Genomic DNA, 15,607 nt, shown 5'->3' with positions numbered 1-15,607 from the left:
GCAGGGGGCAGCACGGCAATGAGCAGCGAACTGGCAATTGTCCTCACCATCCTTTGCGCGGCCGTCGTGCTGTTCGTCATCGGGCGGCCGCGGTCGGATGCCGTCGCGCTGCTGGTCATGCTGCTGCTGCCGCTGAGTGGCACGGTGACCTACCGCGAGGCGCTGGACGGGTTCTCGAATCCCGCCATCATCCTGATCGCGTGCCTTTTCGTGGTCGGCGAGGGGCTGGTGCGGACCGGGGTGGCGCAGGCCGTCGGCGACCTGCTGCTGCGGCACGGCGGTAAGAGCGAGGGCTGGCTGGTGCTGCTGGTGATGGGGGCGGTCGGCGCGATGGGCGCCGTGATGAGCTCCACGGCCGTCGTGGCCATCTTCATCCCCATCGTGCTGCGGATTGCGCGCAAATCCGGCATGGCCGCCCGGCGGATCCTGATGCCCATGGGCACGGCGGCGGCCATCAGCGGCATGCTGACGCTGGTGGCGACCACGCCCAATCTGGTGCTGAACAGCGCGCTGGGCTATGCGGGCTATGAAGGATTCGGCTTCTTCGACTTCACGCCGATCGGTGTCGTCGTGCTGGCGGGCGGCATTGCCTACATGCTGTTTGCGCGCAAGCTGATCGACGCAGGGCAGGGGCAGCGCGCGTTGAACCGGCCCAGCCTTGGCGACTGGGCCACCAAGTATTCCCTGCAGAACCGCGCGTGCCGCCTGGTCGTGCAGGACGACTCCGATCTCGTGGGACGCCAGCTGGGACTGTGGGCGGGCGAACTCGGCAAGGCGGCGTTCGTCATCGCCATCGAGCGCAACACGCGATTTGCGCGGGCCGTCATGCGCCCGACCGCGGACGACGTGCTGGAGGCGGGCGACATCCTGCTGCTCGACATGGATGCCGAGGGTTTCGATATCGACGGTTTTTGCGGCCGGCATCAGTTGAAGCGGCTGGCGATGTCCGGCGTGTACTTCACGGATCAGGCCCGCGATGTGGGCATGGTCGAGGTCATCATCCCGTCGGAGTCGCGCCTCGTCGGCGCGAATGCGCGCGAATCCGTGGTGCTGGCGCGGCACGGGCTGTTTGTCGTCGGGCTGTGGCGCGGCAAGGAGGCCAAGCGCGACCTGCCGGACGTGAAGATGCGCGTGGGCGACACGCTGCTGGTCGTTGGGCCGTGGGCGGGCATTTTTTCCCTGCAGGCGGAAGAGCACGATCTGGTCAGCCTGGCGATGCCGGTCGAAGCCGATTCGCTGGTGCCGGTGCCCAACCGCTCCCTCCATGCGCTGTTCACGCTGGCGACGGTGGTGTTTCTGATGCTGACCGACTGGGTGCCCAACGTGATGGCGGGGCTGATCGGCGCCCTGATGATGGGCCTCTTCGGCTGCGTGACGCTGGACGTGGCGTACCGGTCTATCAACTGGCGGGCGCTGATACTGATCGTCGGGATGCTGCCGTTTGCGCTGGCGCTCAAGCGCAGCGGCGGCGTGGACCTGGCCGCGCAGTTCCTGCTGCACTATTCGGGCGACTGGGGCATCTACGGCCAGTTGGCGCTGGTGTTCGTGGCGACCGTGACGCTGGGCGTGGTGGTCTCCGGCACGGCCACTGCCGTGCTGATGGGCCCGGTGGCCATCAGCATCGCCGAAAGCCTGCACGCCTCGCCCTACGCGTTTGCGATGACGGTGGCCATCGCGTCGTCGGCGGCGTTCATGTCGCCGGTGTCCACGCCCTCCAATGCGCTGGTCAGCGTGGCGGGCGGCTTCGGGTTTGCCGATTATCTGAAGATCGGAACGCCGTTGGCGTTGTTTTCCCTGGTGGTCAGCGTGACGCTGATTCCGATCCTGTTTCCGTCCTGAGGGCGGATGACTTCAACCAGAGGTTCGATCATGTCTGTCAGGACTGGCATTGCATTCACGGCCGTATCGCTGATTTTTGGCGCTTCGCTGGCGCATTCCCATGGCCTGCCCGCGGCGCCGGAGGCAGCTGCGCCGACGCCGCCCGCGCAGGCCGCGGCGGATTCGCGGATCCTGTTTGAAAACGTGCGCATCTTCGACGGCGTGTCGGGCGATCTAAGCCCCGCGAGCAGCGTGCTGGTCCACGGCAACGTCATCGAAAAAGTGTCGCGGGACAAGATCGTGGCCGACGGCGCGCGCGTCATCGACGGCGGCGGCCGCACGCTGATGCCGGGTCTGATCGACATGCACTGGCACAGCATGTTCGTGGGCGTGCCGATTGCGGTGGCGATGACGCAGGACCCGACGTATCTCAACATCGTCGCGGGCGTCGAGGCGAAGAAGACACTGATGCGCGGATTCACCACGGTGCGCGATCTGGGCGGCTCGGCCTTCAGTCTGAAGCTGGCGGTGGATCAGGGCGTCATTCCGGGGCCGCGCATCTATCCGTCGGGCGCGATGATCAGCGTGACCAGCGGGCATGGCGACTTCCGCTCGATGGCAGACCTGCCGCGCACCTTGGGCGCGCCCGCATCGCGGCACGACCTGGCCGGCGACAGCACCATCGCCGACAGCCCAGACGAAGTGCGCCTGCGCACGCGCGAACAGCTGATGCAGGGCGCGACGCAGATCAAGCTGACCGGCGGCGGGGGCGTGTCGTCTCCGCACAGCCCGCTGGATGTGGTGACATTCACAGAGCCGGAACTGCGCGCGGCGGTCGACGCCGCGACGGATTGGGGCACCTACGTGGCGGTGCACGCCTACACGCCCACCGCCATCCAGCGCGCCATCAAGGCGGGCGTGCAAAGCATCGAGCACGGCAGCATGATGGACGAGGAAACGGCGCAGATGATGGCGCGCGCCGGGGTGTGGCTGAGCACGCAGCCCTTTCCGGACGAACTGGCCGACGCCTTTCCGCGCGGCTCCGACCAATGGCTGAAAGCGCAGGAGGTCTTTGCCGGCACCGACCGCACCTACCAGCTGGCGATCAAGCACAAGCTGAAAACGGCGTTCGGCACGGACATCCTGTTTTCAAGCCAGTTGGCCGAGCAGCAGGGCCGCATTCTGGCGAGCCTGACGCGCTGGTACACGCCCGCGCAGACGCTCATCATGGCGACCGGCACAAATGCGGAGCTGCTGAAACTGTCAGGCAAGCGCAATCCCTACCGCGGCGACCTGGGCGTCGTGCGCGAAGGCGCGCTGGCCGACCTGCTGCTGGTTGATGGCGACCCGATCCAGGACATCAAGCTGATCGGCGATCCGGACAAGAACTTCCTGGTCATCATGAAGGACGGCGTCATCTACAAGGATGCGGTGGCGATGCCCGGCACACCCCGGCGTATGTTGCGCGAGTAATCGGCGGGATCGACCGTGGCGCGGGCGCGGTCCGTGTAGCGGCCGCGGCGCCGATAGTCGGCGGCGCTGTCCGCTCCGCGCAGGGCGCCCTGTTTGTACAGGTATTCCGGCAGATAGCCGGACAGAAGTTGGCGATAGTCCATCGGCAACCCGGGCACGATGCGCCGCGCCATCTGGAACACGATCGACGTGCAGTTGGCGGTCAGCGTGTGATAGAAACGCGGTGTGCCGCGCAGCCGGTTGGCCGCGTCCACGTAGGCAAGAAAGAGTTCGCGCGGCGCGGCGGCGGGCATGTGGATGCGGTACAGGTAGCCGTCTTCGCCCCGGACGTTCGTGCGCACGCGCAGGCAGTCGGCTTCGGTCGCGGCGATCACGCTCAGTTCGTATTGCTTGAAGAAGCCGCCGATCTCGGAAAACCGGTCGCCCTGCTTGCGGCGGATTTCCACCGAGAACACCACGTGATCGTCGTCGCCAAACCCGAACGACACCAGCGCGTGCGCGATGGCGGGATGGCCCCAGTACGACAAGGCGACGTCCACCGATTGCAGCGCGTCCAGCGCATAGCGGCGGGTTTCCCAGCGGGGCGTGAAGTCGGTGCGTGACCGCCAGTCGAAGTTGCGCACATTGTGCAGCGTGACGGCATTGCCTTCGACGTCGCCGTGCGTCTGGCGGGCGACCTCGGCAATCCAGGGGCGGTCGTTGGACGGGCGGATGCGCAGCCACCACACGAGCAGTACGGCCAGGGCCGCGCCATGCAGAACCAGGCCCGGCCACCAGCGCGGCCACGCCAGCCCGGCGATGGCGGCTAATGCCAGCAGCACCCAGGCCAGCACCACGACTGGCTTCCATACCGATGAAAGCGGCGCGCGGATCCACAATGCCAGCGCACCCCAGCCCGCTACCAGTGCAATGGCGATGCCCAACAGGATGGAAACCGTCATTGCGCTCCTTGGGCGGCGGTCGCGCCGCGCACTGCAATCAGAAGGTGCCTACCGTGACCAGTTGGTCGGATTCGAACATGGCGGCCGGGGAGATGATGGGTTCTTCCCACGGGATGTTCTTGCCGTAGCGTTCCCGCATCTTGGCCTGCACCGCCGGCGATGCGAGATCGAAGCTTTTCAGCGGCGCCAGCGCGCCGACCTTCACGCCCAGCACGCGCTGATAGATCTTCCACACCAGTTCGGAACAATAGATCTGATCTTCCGACCAGGCGAACACCAGATCGTAGGGCTTGCCGACGTAGGCGGCGCCTGCCTTCGCAAGCTGATCGCGCGCGTCCGGCGTCAGCAGCGATGCGTCGCGCAGTCGCTTGACGACGTAATGGCCGCGCTCGCCTTGCGCGGCCCATTGGGAGAGGGGGGTGTAGCTGACGCGCGCCGCGGCCTCAAGCACGTAAGGCTGGCCTTGGCGCGTCACGATCATGCCCATGTGGCTGTAGGGCGAGTGCGTGGCCTGCTGGATGGCCAGGCTTTGCGCTGACCGGGACTGCTGGAACACCATGTCGCCCGTCTGGATGTCGGGCGCTGCGGTGGCGGCCATGGACAGCGCAGATAGCGCCGCCAACGCGGCCGTACAGACCTTTGCCGCCAGCCTCACGGGCGCGCCCGTCCGGCAGCAGGGGTCTGCTTTTTTGCGCGCGGTTTGGCTGCGGGCTTTTCTTCCTTGGGCGGCGTGTCGAACTCTTGTTTGTTGCGTTCGCCGCGAGGCGTGTTTTCGGGGTGGGGTTTGGGAAATGCCCAGGGCTTCGTTTTCTGATCCATTGCATGTACTCCTTGCACAGGCGGAACAGTAGCATTAGCCGGCGGCCCTGGGTAAGTGAGGGTTGACGTCAATATTCATCACATCGTGATATGAAGGCGGAAATTGTCCGCCGCGCGTCATTTGGTCTTGGGTATTTCCGCGACCCAGATGCGCTCGAATTGCTCGCGGACCCGGCGCGCCCAGTCGTCGATGGCGCTTTGCACGTCGGCGGCGGTAGGCTTGCGGTTTTCCGGCAGATTGCTGCCCGTGACCGCGCCCAGCGACGCGATCAGCAATTGGTTGGTGCTGGCATCGCGCGCCGAGGCTTCGAGCAGCAGCCGCACCGAGCGCGGCGCCGGCGCGGAAATCAGTTGATAGCCGGCCTGCGTGAACTCGCGGCGCAGGGCCGCGTTCATGTAGGTCAGCACGCGTTGGCGCATCTCGGCGCCGTCCCGGAAGTCCAGCTCATCCGGCCGGTCGCCCGGGATGAACGTCACCTCTTCCATGAGCAGCTTTTTGTCGAACTGGCTGCCGATCGGCGGACCCGGCCTGACCCAGATGCGGCCGCCGCTCCAGTTGGGATCCTGCTGAAGCTGGCTTTGCGGTTCGCCCAGCGCGGTGGAATAGTCCTTGGCCTTGGGCAGATTGGTGCAGCCGGCCAGTCCGATGAGCGCGCAGCAGGCCGCGCGCAGTGCGAGGTTGGGCTTCATGGCATTTTCCTTGTCAGAAAAACGGCGCTCGCAAAAGGCAGGCGCAAAACCGGCACGATCCTTGCTGGAAATTATCTGCCTGAACCGTGGCGCCGCGCGGCAATTTTTCGCCCGTGAAAAGTGGCGCTGCGTCGCCGCCACATCATCCCTCTGGCCATGCGAAAACGCTGTCGCGCCGGTCTTGGCCAGCGCTACGATTGGCCTGTGCACATAGAAGGGGGAAGAGATCTATGGACACCGCCAACGAATGGTATGCCGCCGTCAAGGAATGGCAGCGGGCACGTGACGAACTGACCGATGCAATCGCCGCGATCCAGTGGCCCAATCCCACGCCCGGTTGCCTGGAAAACTACGACCGCGCCTTCGCGCATGAAACGGAGGCACGCGAGCGCATGAACGCCGCGTACGGACGATCCCGGCAATAGCGACCGGGCGGGTACGGGCGGCGTTCGGGGCTCGCGCCGCGCATGGCTCCATGAAAGGCGGAGTGTGTGGCTCTTTCAGTGGTGCCACGCGCGCGGTATGTTGTCGCTTTCCCATTCTTGATCGCGCCGTCGCCATGTACCTGCCGTCCGCCTTTCGCGAAGATTCGCTGGATACCCAGCACGAGTTCATCCGCGCCCACCCGCTAGGGGTCATCTTCACCAGCGGAGAGGGCGGGCTGATGGCCAACCACATTCCCTGTCTGCTCTATCCCGAAGGCGCGCACGGCGTCCTGCGCCTGCACGTGGCGCGCGCCAATCCGCAGTTGGCCGAACTGGCCGCCGGACGCGAATGCCTGGTGGCCTTTCATGGCGCGCAGGCCTACATCACGCCGTCCTGGTACGCGACGAAGGCGGAAACGCACAAGGTCGTGCCGACCTGGAACTTCGTGGCCGTGCATGTGTGGGGCACGCCGGTGATCCAGGACGATCCGGCCTGGCTGCGCGCCCAGCTCGAGGCGCTGACCGACAGCCAGGAGAAGGCGCGCGTCCAGCCGTGGCATGTGGACGAGGCGCCTGCCGATTTCATTGCCGCGCAGATGCGCGCCATTGTCGGCGTCGAGATTCCCATCGCCCGCATCGAAGGCAAGTGGAAGGTCAGTCAGAACCGCAATGCGGCGGATCGCGAGGGCGTGGCCGAAGGCCTGGTCAGCGAACGCGGCGATGCGGTCATGGCCGGTTTGGTGGCGCGACGCGGCGGGAGCGCCTGAGGCATCAGGGCGCGCCGCGCTTCGCATGTGCGTCTCGGCCTGCCGCAAAGCAGGCGATGGCTGCGGCTTGCAGCAGGGCGGCCGCGGCCAGGAAGGCGGGCAGCATAAATGCCGAAGGCTGCAGCCACGTCCGCAGCGCGCCGAACGCCGCGGGCGCAAAGGCGTAAGCGCCTTGCGACAACGCGACGATCAGCGGCACCACGCGCGCCGCCTGCTCGCGGGCAAACTCCGTCTGCGCGATCAGGGGCGGCAGCGACGTGGCGTTGCCGATGCCCGACCCGAACAGCACGACGCCCGTCCACAGCGCCCACGCATGGTCGGCGGCCAGCATCAGCACCAGCGATCCCGCAATCTGCACGGCGTATGCCGCGCAGGCTATCTTGCGGCGGTCGGCCCCTGGCGGCATCAGCCAGCCGACGAGCGAGCGGCCGGCGATCGCGCTTGCCGTTGCCAGTCCCATCGCCAGGCCTGCCGTCTGCGCGCCCAATAGCGGCGCCAGCAGTGACAGCAAGTGCGCGATCAAACCGATCTGGGCGAACAGCCCTAATGCCATGCCGGCGGCCAGCGTCACGAACGCCCGGTCGTGGCGCAGCTTGATCGCAAGTCTTGGCGTGGGCGTTGCGGCGCTTTCCTGCACTGCGCGCGATGGGGCGGTGGCCGTGGGTGTGCCGCTAGACTGGATGCCGTCTGACGATGAGCCGGCCGACGATGAGCCGGCCGACGGGACGCCGTCCGACGGCACGCCGCCCGACAAATCTCCGTCCGGCGCCTGGCCGATTTGCTGCGGCGTCACCTTGAACACCTTGTGCGACAGCACGGCAATGACGGCGACCATCGCAATGCCTACCCACAGCGCCGCCTGCGCAAAGCCGGCCCGCGCAATCAGGTACACCCACAACGGCGAAAAGACGATGCCGCCGACGCTGGCGCCGTTGTACGCCATGCCCAGCGCGGCGGGTCGCCGCCGCACGAACCAGGGAGCAATCAGCGCGTTGACGGCTGCCGCACCCAGCGTGACCCAGCCCATTCCGCTGATCACTGCGGCGGCATAAAGCTGCCACGGCGCCTGCGCCACCGCCCATCCCGCCACGCCCAGCGCCAACAGCGCCGCGCCGCCTGCGGTCGTGCGGGCGACGCCGATGCGCCGGTACAGACGCGGCAGATTGGCCACCACCACCGTGCCCGCCAGAAAATGCAGGGTGACCGCGCCCGACACCATCCCGACGCTCCAGCCGGTGCGCTGGACGACGGCATGCAGGAAGACCGGCGGCCCGTAAAAGCCGACGCCCCAGCCGAAAACGGCGAGCATGAAGGTGGCGTAGAGGACTTTCCAGCCGAAAAAGGAAGGGGAAGCAGGCATGGGATGGCGTGGATGTTGTTTTCGTTGAGTCGAAGTATGCTTACGCCCTGTACACAACACTTTGGTCCATACCGAACCATGGATTCCGAGTTCGCCGACATCAACCTGTCCGCCGTCGCGGGCGCCATTGCCGATCCCGCCCGCGCCCGCATGCTGTGCGTGCTGCTGGACGGCCGCGCGCGCACCGCGACGGAGCTGGCCGCGGCCGCCGACATTGGCGCGTCCACGGCCAGCAGCCATTTCCAGCGGCTGCGCGAGCAGGGCCTGGTCGAGATGGCCGTGCAGGGCAAGCATCGCTACTACCGGTTGGCGAGCGGCGACGTGGGCAACGCGCTGGAGGCGCTGCTGGTGGTGGCCGGCGCCGACCGCGCCCCGTTCAAGCCGACCACGCCCTCCGCGCTGCGCGACAGCCGCACCTGCTACGACCACATGGCCGGCACGCTAGCCGTGCGGATGCATGATGCGATGCTGGCCCGTCACTGGTTGACGCCGGACGGCCGCGATTATCAGCTGACGCCGCTGGGCGAGGCATCGCTGGCGCAGGTGGGCGTTGACGCTGCGCAAGCGCGGCAGCGCCGCCGCCGCTTTGCCTGCGCGTGCCTGGACTGGAGCGAGCGGCGCTCGCACCTGGGCGGCGCGCTGGGCGCCGCGCTGCTCGATGCGCTCCTGGCGCGCGGCTGGATCAGCAAGGATCTGGACTCGCGCGCGCTGCGCATCACGGCCAGGGGCGAACGCCAGTTTCCGGCCTTCTTCGGCTTCGCGGGCGACCAGCCCGCCGCCCAAAGGGATGCGCATGCAGCAGCCTGATCGCCTCCTCCTCGCCTTGCCCGCTCCATACCGCCCCAACCGGCGGTGCACCCGCACACAACCTTTCAAGCCGCGGATGCGGCTTTTTTTACGTCTTCCCGTCCCTCGCGGACAGCTTCTCAACCCTGTACAGGAGGTGGCCTTGCCTACGCTGGCCCTGCACGCGTTCCGTCACGTCATGTCGATCGTGACGGAATTGCGCATCGACGTTAACCATCGTCCCGAAGAGGTCGACAAGGAACTCGATGCCATCCACAACCGCATGAATCGTCCGATGGATCGCCTGCATGGACTGCCGGAGGTCAAGACCGACATCCCTGGCATCGTGCTTCGCTACCGCGAGGCTGACGGCGAGTATTACGTGTATGTGGTGGACGTGCGGCGCGGCCGGTTGGCGGGCTATACCGTCTTCAACCGCCTGATCGAAGTGGGGCGGCGCGCCGATCCCTACGTGCGCGCCCCGCATTCCAAATACGCCGCGCCTTACCAGGGCATGGGTCTGGCCACCGCGGTGTACCGATGGGCATTGGATGCTGGACTGTGCATCCTCAGCGGCGCGCGTCAGTCGGTGGGCGCGCATCGCCTGTGGATGGGGCTGGCGCGCGACTATGCGCTGGGCTTCGTGGATCTGCGCTGCAAGCAGCTGACGTATCTGGGACGTGAAGTCAGCCAAGCCGTGCGGGACGACCTGCATACCCGCATGATCCTGCTCGGCAGGGGGTGGCGGCTGGACGATTACATGCGCGTGACAGGGATGAAAGTGTCCCAGGATGCACTTTCGCAACAGGCCCTAGGGTAATCCCCCGGAAACGGCTTGCGATGCTGCGCCGCCTACACGCGGCGCAGCCCTGCGACCCGCGTCAGCGCTGACTCTTGGCGAGATTGCGGTTTTGTTTCCCAACGCATGAGAAACGGGGACATGCTTGCGGCAGCGCAACAGTGTTTCCATCTTCTGCTGGAGTTACAAAACTTATCCGGAATGTCATCAAATCACGGAGTATGCTCGACGGCAGATAGAGGACTACCGAAGTGCATCAGAACAACTTGATCTACAAGGGATACCGCCTCACGGCCAAGGTTTCCCGGGGCAGCGGCGCTATCGAAGTTCCTGCGCAGCCCAGCGGCCCCGTCTTCATCGCATCGGTGATGGTCGTGCAGGCAGGCGCCATCCTCGAAGGCGGCGACGAATATCCCGTACCGCAATTTGCCGGCGGCGGCTTTGTCTACAGCCCGCGCGAGGCCGTGCATGCCGCCATTCTGCATGGCCGCGAGATCGTGGACGGCCTGACCAATCTGCCGTCCTGACCCGGCCGCCCTCCACACCCGGCTGCCTTCTGACGGCTAGGCCGAAAACACTTCGCGCCAGTCGCGCGTCTTGGCCAGCGTCTGCACGGTGGCGGACTGCTCCAGGATCGTCACGGCCTTCTTGAATTCCTCGGCCGAGGCGCCGTCTTCCAGAATCACCATGCGCGAGTTGCGCGCATCGGCCATCTTCACATCCGACATCTTGCCGTGGGTCTGATAGACCTGCGTCCAGTCCATCTTCTTGCCGGCCTTCAGGGCGATCGGCTCGATGTAGGTGAGGGCGGTGCTGCCCGCCGCGCGCACCGCGTACGCAAAATCCGCCGTGTGACCGCTGCTGCCCTTGGCGCGCGCGCCCTTGACCATGCGGTTCACGCCCACGCCTTCGGCCAGCGCGCGGCCCACCTGCGCACGGAATCGCAGCTGGCTGAAACGCGGCATCCACTTCGCGCATTGAAACGACAGCGCCATCGCCAGCTTCACCGCGTCCCACAGCGCTTCCTGCAACTGCTCGTTCGGGCCCGACGCCACGATGGCGCCCGACCGGTCGAAGTGGGCGAGGGTGACGCCCGGCGTCTCGTTCAGGATGTCGATGCGCTTGGCCGCCACGTCGATGCCGAAGCTCGACGCATGCATCGCGGTCTCACAGGCGTCGGTCAGGTAGAACGACGACTCGTCCGGATGTGCGATGAAGAAGGCGGCGTGCTGGCCGTCAAGGCCCAGTGTCATGGGAGACACGGCGCGAATGGCGTGTTCGCCCGCCGGCAGGATGGTCCAGCCGGAGGCTTCCAGAAAATTGCTCATAGGATCAGTTCGATTTGGCGGCCTTTGAGGGGATGCGCAAAGCCGCCGGCCAGCGTCAGGTTCGCTCGCGGCAGGAAATACTGCATCAGCGTCGCGATGGTGTCCAGCGCGGGCACGACGGGCTCGGCATAGCCTTCGCCTTCCTCGACCCAGATGTGCTCATGGCTGCGGTCGGCCAGCGGCTTGCGGTACTGCGGCCGGTCCGCGCCCACCAGGCTGGTGTGAAACGAGTCGTCGGTGTCCACGCCGTACACCCGGTGCGGACCCACGAACAGGCTGGCACAGAACGCTTCGGTCAGAAAGATGGTGGCCTGGCCGTGCACGGCCGTGCGGGCGCCGCGGTACATGACGCGAAAGATCACGTCTTCGCGCACGTCGCCCTTGATCTTGCAGGGGCAACTGAACTCCATCCATTGCGCGTTGCCCGCAGCCGGCTTCGGAAGCCAGACGATCGGTTTCGCGGTTTCCTTGGGTTCGGCAAGAATCTCTTGCACCTCATCAACGGTGATTAGCGGTTCGAACTTGTTGGCCATGGAAACAGATAAAGGGTCTTGGGGGCGCGCGGACAAACCTGCGAGGGGCATGCGCTGCGCCCGCCGCGCCGCGGATGGAAACACGCGGGCGCAGCATTGCGAGGGGGCGTAATCTTACAAGATGAAGACGGTCGAGGTCAGTTGGCTGTATGGATATACAGCCCTCATAGCGATGTCGCACCAAACGTGTCGCACTGCTTGATGCTGCCGCTTTCCAGCCCGCGCTTGAACCAGCGCACGCGCTGCGCCGAGCTGCCATGGGTGAAGGCATCGGGCACGACGTACCCCTGGCTCTGCTTCTGCAACCGGTCGTCGCCGATGGCCGTGGCCGCCGCCAGCGCTTCCTCGACGTCGCCGCCTTCAAGGATGTTGCGCGCCGCATCCGCGCGCTGCGCCCACAGGCCGGCAAAGCAGTCCGCCTGCAGCTCCAGACGCACGGACAGCGCATTGGCCTGCGAGGGGTTGCGGCGGCGCAATTGGTCCACCTGGTCCGAAATGCCCAGCAGGTGCTGCACATGATGGCCGACTTCATGCGCGATCACGTACGCCTGCGCGAAATCGCCCGGCGCCTTGAACCGGTTCTGCAGCTCGTCAAAGAACGACAGGTCTATATAGACCTTGCTGTCGCCCGGGCAATAGAACGGCCCCATGGCCGACTGGCCGGTGCCGCAGGCCGTGGGCGTGGCGCCGCGAAACAGCACCAGCTTGGGCTCGATGTACTGGCGGTTCAATTCCTTCTGGAAAATGGTGTTCCACACGTCCTCGGTTTCGCCCAGCACCTTGGACACGAAGACTGCCTGCGGATCGTTGGCCGGCGGGGCCGTGGCCGGCGCTTGCTGCTGCACCGCCGGGCCTTCCGCCATATCCAGGACGACACGGGGATCCACACCGAAGTACATTGCGACAAGGGCAAGTACTATCGTGCCTATGCCGATGGTGCCTCGGCCCCCGATTCGCGGGCCGCCGGAACGGCGGTCTTCCACATTGTTGCTCTGGCGCGAGTTTCCAAGGCGCATATTCGTTCTCCGGGGCGGATCGGCGATACCGCCATTTTGCATCGCCGCGCTATTTGGCGGCTTTCAAGGATGTTAGGATAAACCCATGGCTTTGTACTTCTCCGTTCATCCCGCAAATCCCCAGCCGCGGCTGCTCAAGCAAGCCGCGCAATGGCTTAATGACGGGGGCCTGGTGGCCGTGCCCACCGACTCCAGTTATGCCGTCGTCGCCCGCCTGGACGACAAAAGCGCCGCCGACGGGCTGCGCCGCCTGCGCGGACTCGACGACCGCCACCATCTCACCCTTCTATGCCGCGACCTGGCCGAAATCGGCCACTTCGCCCGCGTCGACAATAAGCAATACCGCCTGCTGAAGGCCGCGACGCCCGGCCCCTGGACCTTCATCCTCGAGGCCACCAAGGAAGTCCCGCGGCGCGTATCGCACCCTTCGCGCAAGACCATCGGCATCCGTGTGCCGGACCACGCCGTCCTCCTGGGCCTGCTGGAACAGTCGGGCTCGCCCCTGCTGTCCACCACGCTCATCCCCAAGGACGAAACCGAGGCGCTGAACGACGCCGAGGAAATCCGCGAGCGCTACGACCACGATCTGGCCGCCATCATCGATGCGGGCGCTTGCCCGCAGGCGCCCACCACGGTGATCGACCTCACTGGCGACGAACCCGTGGTCGTGCGCCTGGGCCGCGGCGATCCCGCCACGCTCGGACTTGTCTGATTTCACCCCTCGCCTCGATGTACGAGACGTGCCGCGCGCGAGCGCGGCTCATCTACAATCCGGTTCGCCATGAATGACATCATCCAAACCATTGCGGTCTACGCGATACCGGTTATCTTCGCCATCACCTTGCACGAAGCCGCGCACGGCTACGTGGCGCGCATGCTGGGCGATCCGACCGCCTATCAGGCCGGACGGGTCAGCCTGAATCCGGCGCGGCACATCGACCCCGTCGGCACGCTGCTGGTGCCGGTCGCCATCCTGCTGGCCTCCAAGCTTATCGGCGGCTCCATGCTGCTCTTCGGCTGGGCCAAGCCCGTCCCGGTCGACTTCGGCCGCCTGCGCCGTCCCAAAAAGGACATGGCCTGGGTCGCGCTGGCCGGACCGGCAGCCAATATGTTCATGGCCATCCTGTGGGCGCTGTCTCTGCGCCTGCTCGTGGAAAGCGGCCTGCAGGAAAGCTTCTGGTCTGAAATGGCCGTGGCGGGCATTAACGTCAACCTCGTGCTGATGGCGCTGAATCTGCTGCCCATTCTTCCGCTGGACGGCGGTCGCATCCTGTTCAGCCTGCTGCCCAACCGTCTGGCGTGGCAATACTCGAAAATCGAGCCGTATGGCTTGATCATCGTCATTGTCCTGCTGGTCACCGATGTGCTCTGGTTATTGATGCAACCGGTGCTCGCGTTGGGATGGACAATCGTTCGGTGGTTTGTATAAGTTTCCACCCAATATCCGTTAAACTCAGCGGTTTTACTGAATCAGGCCCTGGGGCAATCCCGCCGCGGGGTTTTGGAGCCCGAATCTATGGCATCCCCTGCTACCGCCGCAGGCGTTAATTTCCAGGGCAGCATGGTGGCCCTGGTCACCCCAATGCAACCCGACGGCAGCCTGGACTACGCTGCCTACCGGTCGTTGATCGACTGGCACGTCCAGGAAGGCACCGACGCGCTGGTGGTGGTGGGCACCACCGGGGAGTCGCCCACGGTCTCCATGGAAGAACATGCGGAACTGATCCGCGTTGCCGTCGAACACGCCGCCGGCCGTATTCCGGTCATTGCCGGCGTGGGCGCCAACTCCACCGACGAAGCCATCCACCTGACGCGCCACGCCAAGGCGGTCGGCGCGCACGCGGGCCTGTCGGTCGTTCCGTACTACAACAAGCCGTCGCAAGAAGGCCTGTACCGCCACTTCCGCACCATCGCGGAAGCCGTCGATCTGCCCACCATCCTGTACAACGTGCCGGGCCGTACCGTTGCCGACATGAGCAACGAGACGATCCTGCGTCTTGCGCAGGTGCCGGGCATCATCGGCATCAAGGACGCCACCGGCGACATCGCCCGCGGCGGCCTGCTGCTCCGCGAGGCGCCCGCCAGCTTCCAGGTCTTCAGCGGCGACGATCCCACCGCGGCAGCCCTGATCCTGCTGGGCGCGCGCGGCAACATTTCCGTCACGGCCAACGTGGCGCCCAAGCTCATGCGCGACCTCTGTGCCGCCGCCCTGGCGGGCGACGTGCCGAAGGTCCGTGAACTTAACGCGTTCCTGGCGCGTCTGAACAAGGCTTTGTTCGTTGAAGCCAACCCCATCCCCGTCAAATGGGCGTTGGCCGAAATGGGTCGCAGCGCGCTGGGCTACCGGCTGCCGCTGGTCGAACTGAGCGCGCCGCATCACGCAACGGTGCGCAACGCGCTCCAGGAAACGGGACTGCTCTAAATATCGTGAGGAAACGTATGAACAAGCGTCATGCCGGTTTGTCGGCATTGATGTCTCTGGTGTTGCTGGCCGGGTGCTCCGAGGTCAACCAATTCCTGGGCAATGAAGAATCGGTCGACTACAAGAGCGCAGTGAATCAACGCGGAGAGCCTCTGAGCATTCCGCCCGACCTGACGCAAGCCAACAGTGACCCCCGCTACCGCGCGCCGGCCTCCGGCTCCACCACCTTCTCTGAATTCCAGCAGCAAGGCGTGGCCCAGGCCAGCTCCCCGAAGACCAGCAACGTGCTTCCCAGCCGCGCCGACATGCGTGTCGAGCGGGACGGCGACCTGCGCTGGCTCGTGGTGGACCGTCCGCCCGAGCAGATCTTCCCCCGCCTGATCGACTTCTGGACCGAAAACGGCTTTACCGTCGCCACCAACAACCCCGG

General features: G+C 65.8%; 17 protein-coding genes and 1 pseudogene. 11 read left to right on the top strand and 7 right to left on the bottom strand.

The genetic code is table 11. The features are described 5' to 3' along the window. Positions 1 to 18 precede the first annotated feature (18 nt). Together RT697_RS16285 and RT697_RS16280 are read left to right on the top strand one after the other, a co-directional pair. A complete protein-coding gene (locus tag RT697_RS16285) occupies positions 19 to 1,839 on the top strand; it encodes an SLC13 family permease (protein WP_313700220.1) in 1,821 nt (606 codons plus the stop codon). A gap of 30 nt (positions 1,840 to 1,869) precedes the next feature. Then, positions 1,870 to 3,291, top strand: coding sequence for an amidohydrolase family protein (locus RT697_RS16280; protein ID WP_313700218.1), 1,422 nt, complete (start codon positions 1,870 to 1,872; stop codon positions 3,289 to 3,291). Here the strand turns inward: RT697_RS16280 and RT697_RS16275 are convergent. The 3 genes from RT697_RS16275 to RT697_RS16265 form a co-directional block, all read right to left on the bottom strand. Beyond that, entirely contained in the window at positions 3,237 to 4,232 is a 996-nt protein-coding gene (locus tag RT697_RS16275; RefSeq protein ID WP_313700217.1) for a DUF4105 domain-containing protein, read from the bottom strand. The two genes, RT697_RS16280 and RT697_RS16275, sit on opposite strands and share 55 nt — an antisense overlap. 37 nt (positions 4,233 to 4,269) lie before the next feature. Continuing rightward, the gene (locus RT697_RS16270; protein ID WP_313700215.1) at positions 4,270 to 4,887 is read right to left on the bottom strand and encodes a YiiX family permuted papain-like enzyme; all 618 of its coding nucleotides are present in this window, start codon (positions 4,885 to 4,887) and stop codon (positions 4,270 to 4,272) included. 281 nt (positions 4,888 to 5,168) lie between these two features. Continuing rightward, positions 5,169 to 5,741 (bottom strand): DUF3313 family protein, encoded by a 573-nt coding sequence (locus tag RT697_RS16265; RefSeq protein ID WP_313700213.1) that lies wholly within the window; start codon positions 5,739 to 5,741, stop codon positions 5,169 to 5,171. 230 nt (positions 5,742 to 5,971) lie between these two features. On the opposite strand from RT697_RS16265, the gene RT697_RS16260 reads away from it, so the two are divergent. Both RT697_RS16260 and RT697_RS16255 read left to right on the top strand, forming a co-directional pair. Continuing rightward, positions 5,972 to 6,166 (top strand): hypothetical protein, encoded by a 195-nt coding sequence (locus RT697_RS16260; protein ID WP_313700211.1) that lies wholly within the window; start codon positions 5,972 to 5,974, stop codon positions 6,164 to 6,166. 134 nt (positions 6,167 to 6,300) lie between these two features. After that, a complete protein-coding gene (locus RT697_RS16255; RefSeq protein ID WP_313700210.1) occupies positions 6,301 to 6,933 on the top strand; it encodes an FMN-binding negative transcriptional regulator in 633 nt (210 codons plus the stop codon). 4 nt (positions 6,934 to 6,937) lie between these two features. Here RT697_RS16255 and RT697_RS16250 read toward each other — a convergent pair whose 3' ends face one another. Then, positions 6,938 to 8,293 carry an MFS transporter gene (locus tag RT697_RS16250; protein ID WP_313700209.1) on the bottom strand — a complete coding sequence of 452 codons (1,356 nt, stop codon included), beginning with the start codon at positions 8,291 to 8,293 and terminating at the stop codon, positions 6,938 to 6,940. 78 nt (positions 8,294 to 8,371) lie between these two features. Between RT697_RS16250 and RT697_RS16245 the strand changes: the two genes are divergently transcribed. From RT697_RS16245 to RT697_RS16235, 3 genes are all read left to right on the top strand, one after another. After that, positions 8,372 to 9,100: a winged helix-turn-helix domain-containing protein gene (locus RT697_RS16245; RefSeq protein ID WP_313700207.1), complete on the top strand. Its 729-nt coding sequence runs from the start codon at positions 8,372 to 8,374 to the stop codon at positions 9,098 to 9,100. A 142-nt stretch (positions 9,101 to 9,242) separates the two neighbouring features. Further along, complete coding sequence (locus tag RT697_RS16240; RefSeq protein ID WP_313700205.1) at positions 9,243 to 9,899, top strand: N-acetyltransferase; 657 nt, start codon at positions 9,243 to 9,245, stop codon at positions 9,897 to 9,899. A gap of 230 nt (positions 9,900 to 10,129) precedes the next feature. Beyond that, a complete protein-coding gene (locus RT697_RS16235; protein ID WP_312429857.1) occupies positions 10,130 to 10,405 on the top strand; it encodes a hypothetical protein in 276 nt (91 codons plus the stop codon). A 36-nt stretch (positions 10,406 to 10,441) separates the two neighbouring features. On the opposite strand, the gene RT697_RS16230 is transcribed toward RT697_RS16235, so the two are convergent. The 3 genes from RT697_RS16230 to RT697_RS16220 form a co-directional block, all read right to left on the bottom strand. Then, the gene (locus RT697_RS16230) at positions 10,442 to 11,206 is read right to left on the bottom strand and encodes a DUF1828 domain-containing protein (RefSeq protein ID WP_313700203.1); all 765 of its coding nucleotides are present in this window, start codon (positions 11,204 to 11,206) and stop codon (positions 10,442 to 10,444) included. Then, positions 11,203 to 11,739, bottom strand: a complete 537-nt coding sequence (locus RT697_RS16225; RefSeq protein WP_313700202.1) for a hypothetical protein — start codon at positions 11,737 to 11,739, stop codon at positions 11,203 to 11,205. The genes RT697_RS16230 and RT697_RS16225 overlap by 4 nt, the downstream gene beginning before the upstream one ends. Positions 11,740 to 11,903: 164 nt before the next feature. Next, complete coding sequence (locus RT697_RS16220; protein WP_313700200.1) at positions 11,904 to 12,755, bottom strand: neutral zinc metallopeptidase; 852 nt, start codon at positions 12,753 to 12,755, stop codon at positions 11,904 to 11,906. Between the two features lie 85 nt (positions 12,756 to 12,840). Between RT697_RS16220 and RT697_RS16215 the strand changes: the two genes are divergently transcribed. From RT697_RS16215 to bamC, 4 genes and pseudogenes are all read left to right on the top strand, one after another. After that, positions 12,841 to 13,467, top strand: a complete 627-nt coding sequence (locus RT697_RS16215; protein ID WP_313700198.1) for an L-threonylcarbamoyladenylate synthase — start codon at positions 12,841 to 12,843, stop codon at positions 13,465 to 13,467. Between the two features lie 69 nt (positions 13,468 to 13,536). After that, entirely contained in the window at positions 13,537 to 14,184 is a 648-nt protein-coding gene (locus RT697_RS16210) for a site-2 protease family protein (RefSeq protein ID WP_313700197.1), read from the top strand. Between the two features lie 87 nt (positions 14,185 to 14,271). Beyond that, positions 14,272 to 15,177 carry a 4-hydroxy-tetrahydrodipicolinate synthase gene (dapA, locus tag RT697_RS16205; protein ID WP_312994177.1) on the top strand — a complete coding sequence of 302 codons (906 nt, stop codon included), beginning with the start codon at positions 14,272 to 14,274 and terminating at the stop codon, positions 15,175 to 15,177. A gap of 17 nt (positions 15,178 to 15,194) precedes the next feature. Next, a pseudogene (gene bamC / locus RT697_RS16200) lies at positions 15,195 to 15,607 on the top strand (outer membrane protein assembly factor BamC); the annotation flags it as partial.

Origin of the sequence: Achromobacter sp., from assembly GCF_032113835.1 — a bacterium.
GTDB lineage: Bacteria > Pseudomonadota > Gammaproteobacteria > Burkholderiales > Burkholderiaceae_B > Achromobacter.
The sequence above is the reverse complement of the archived record's forward strand: the minus strand, read 5'-3'. Positions and strand labels throughout refer to the sequence as shown.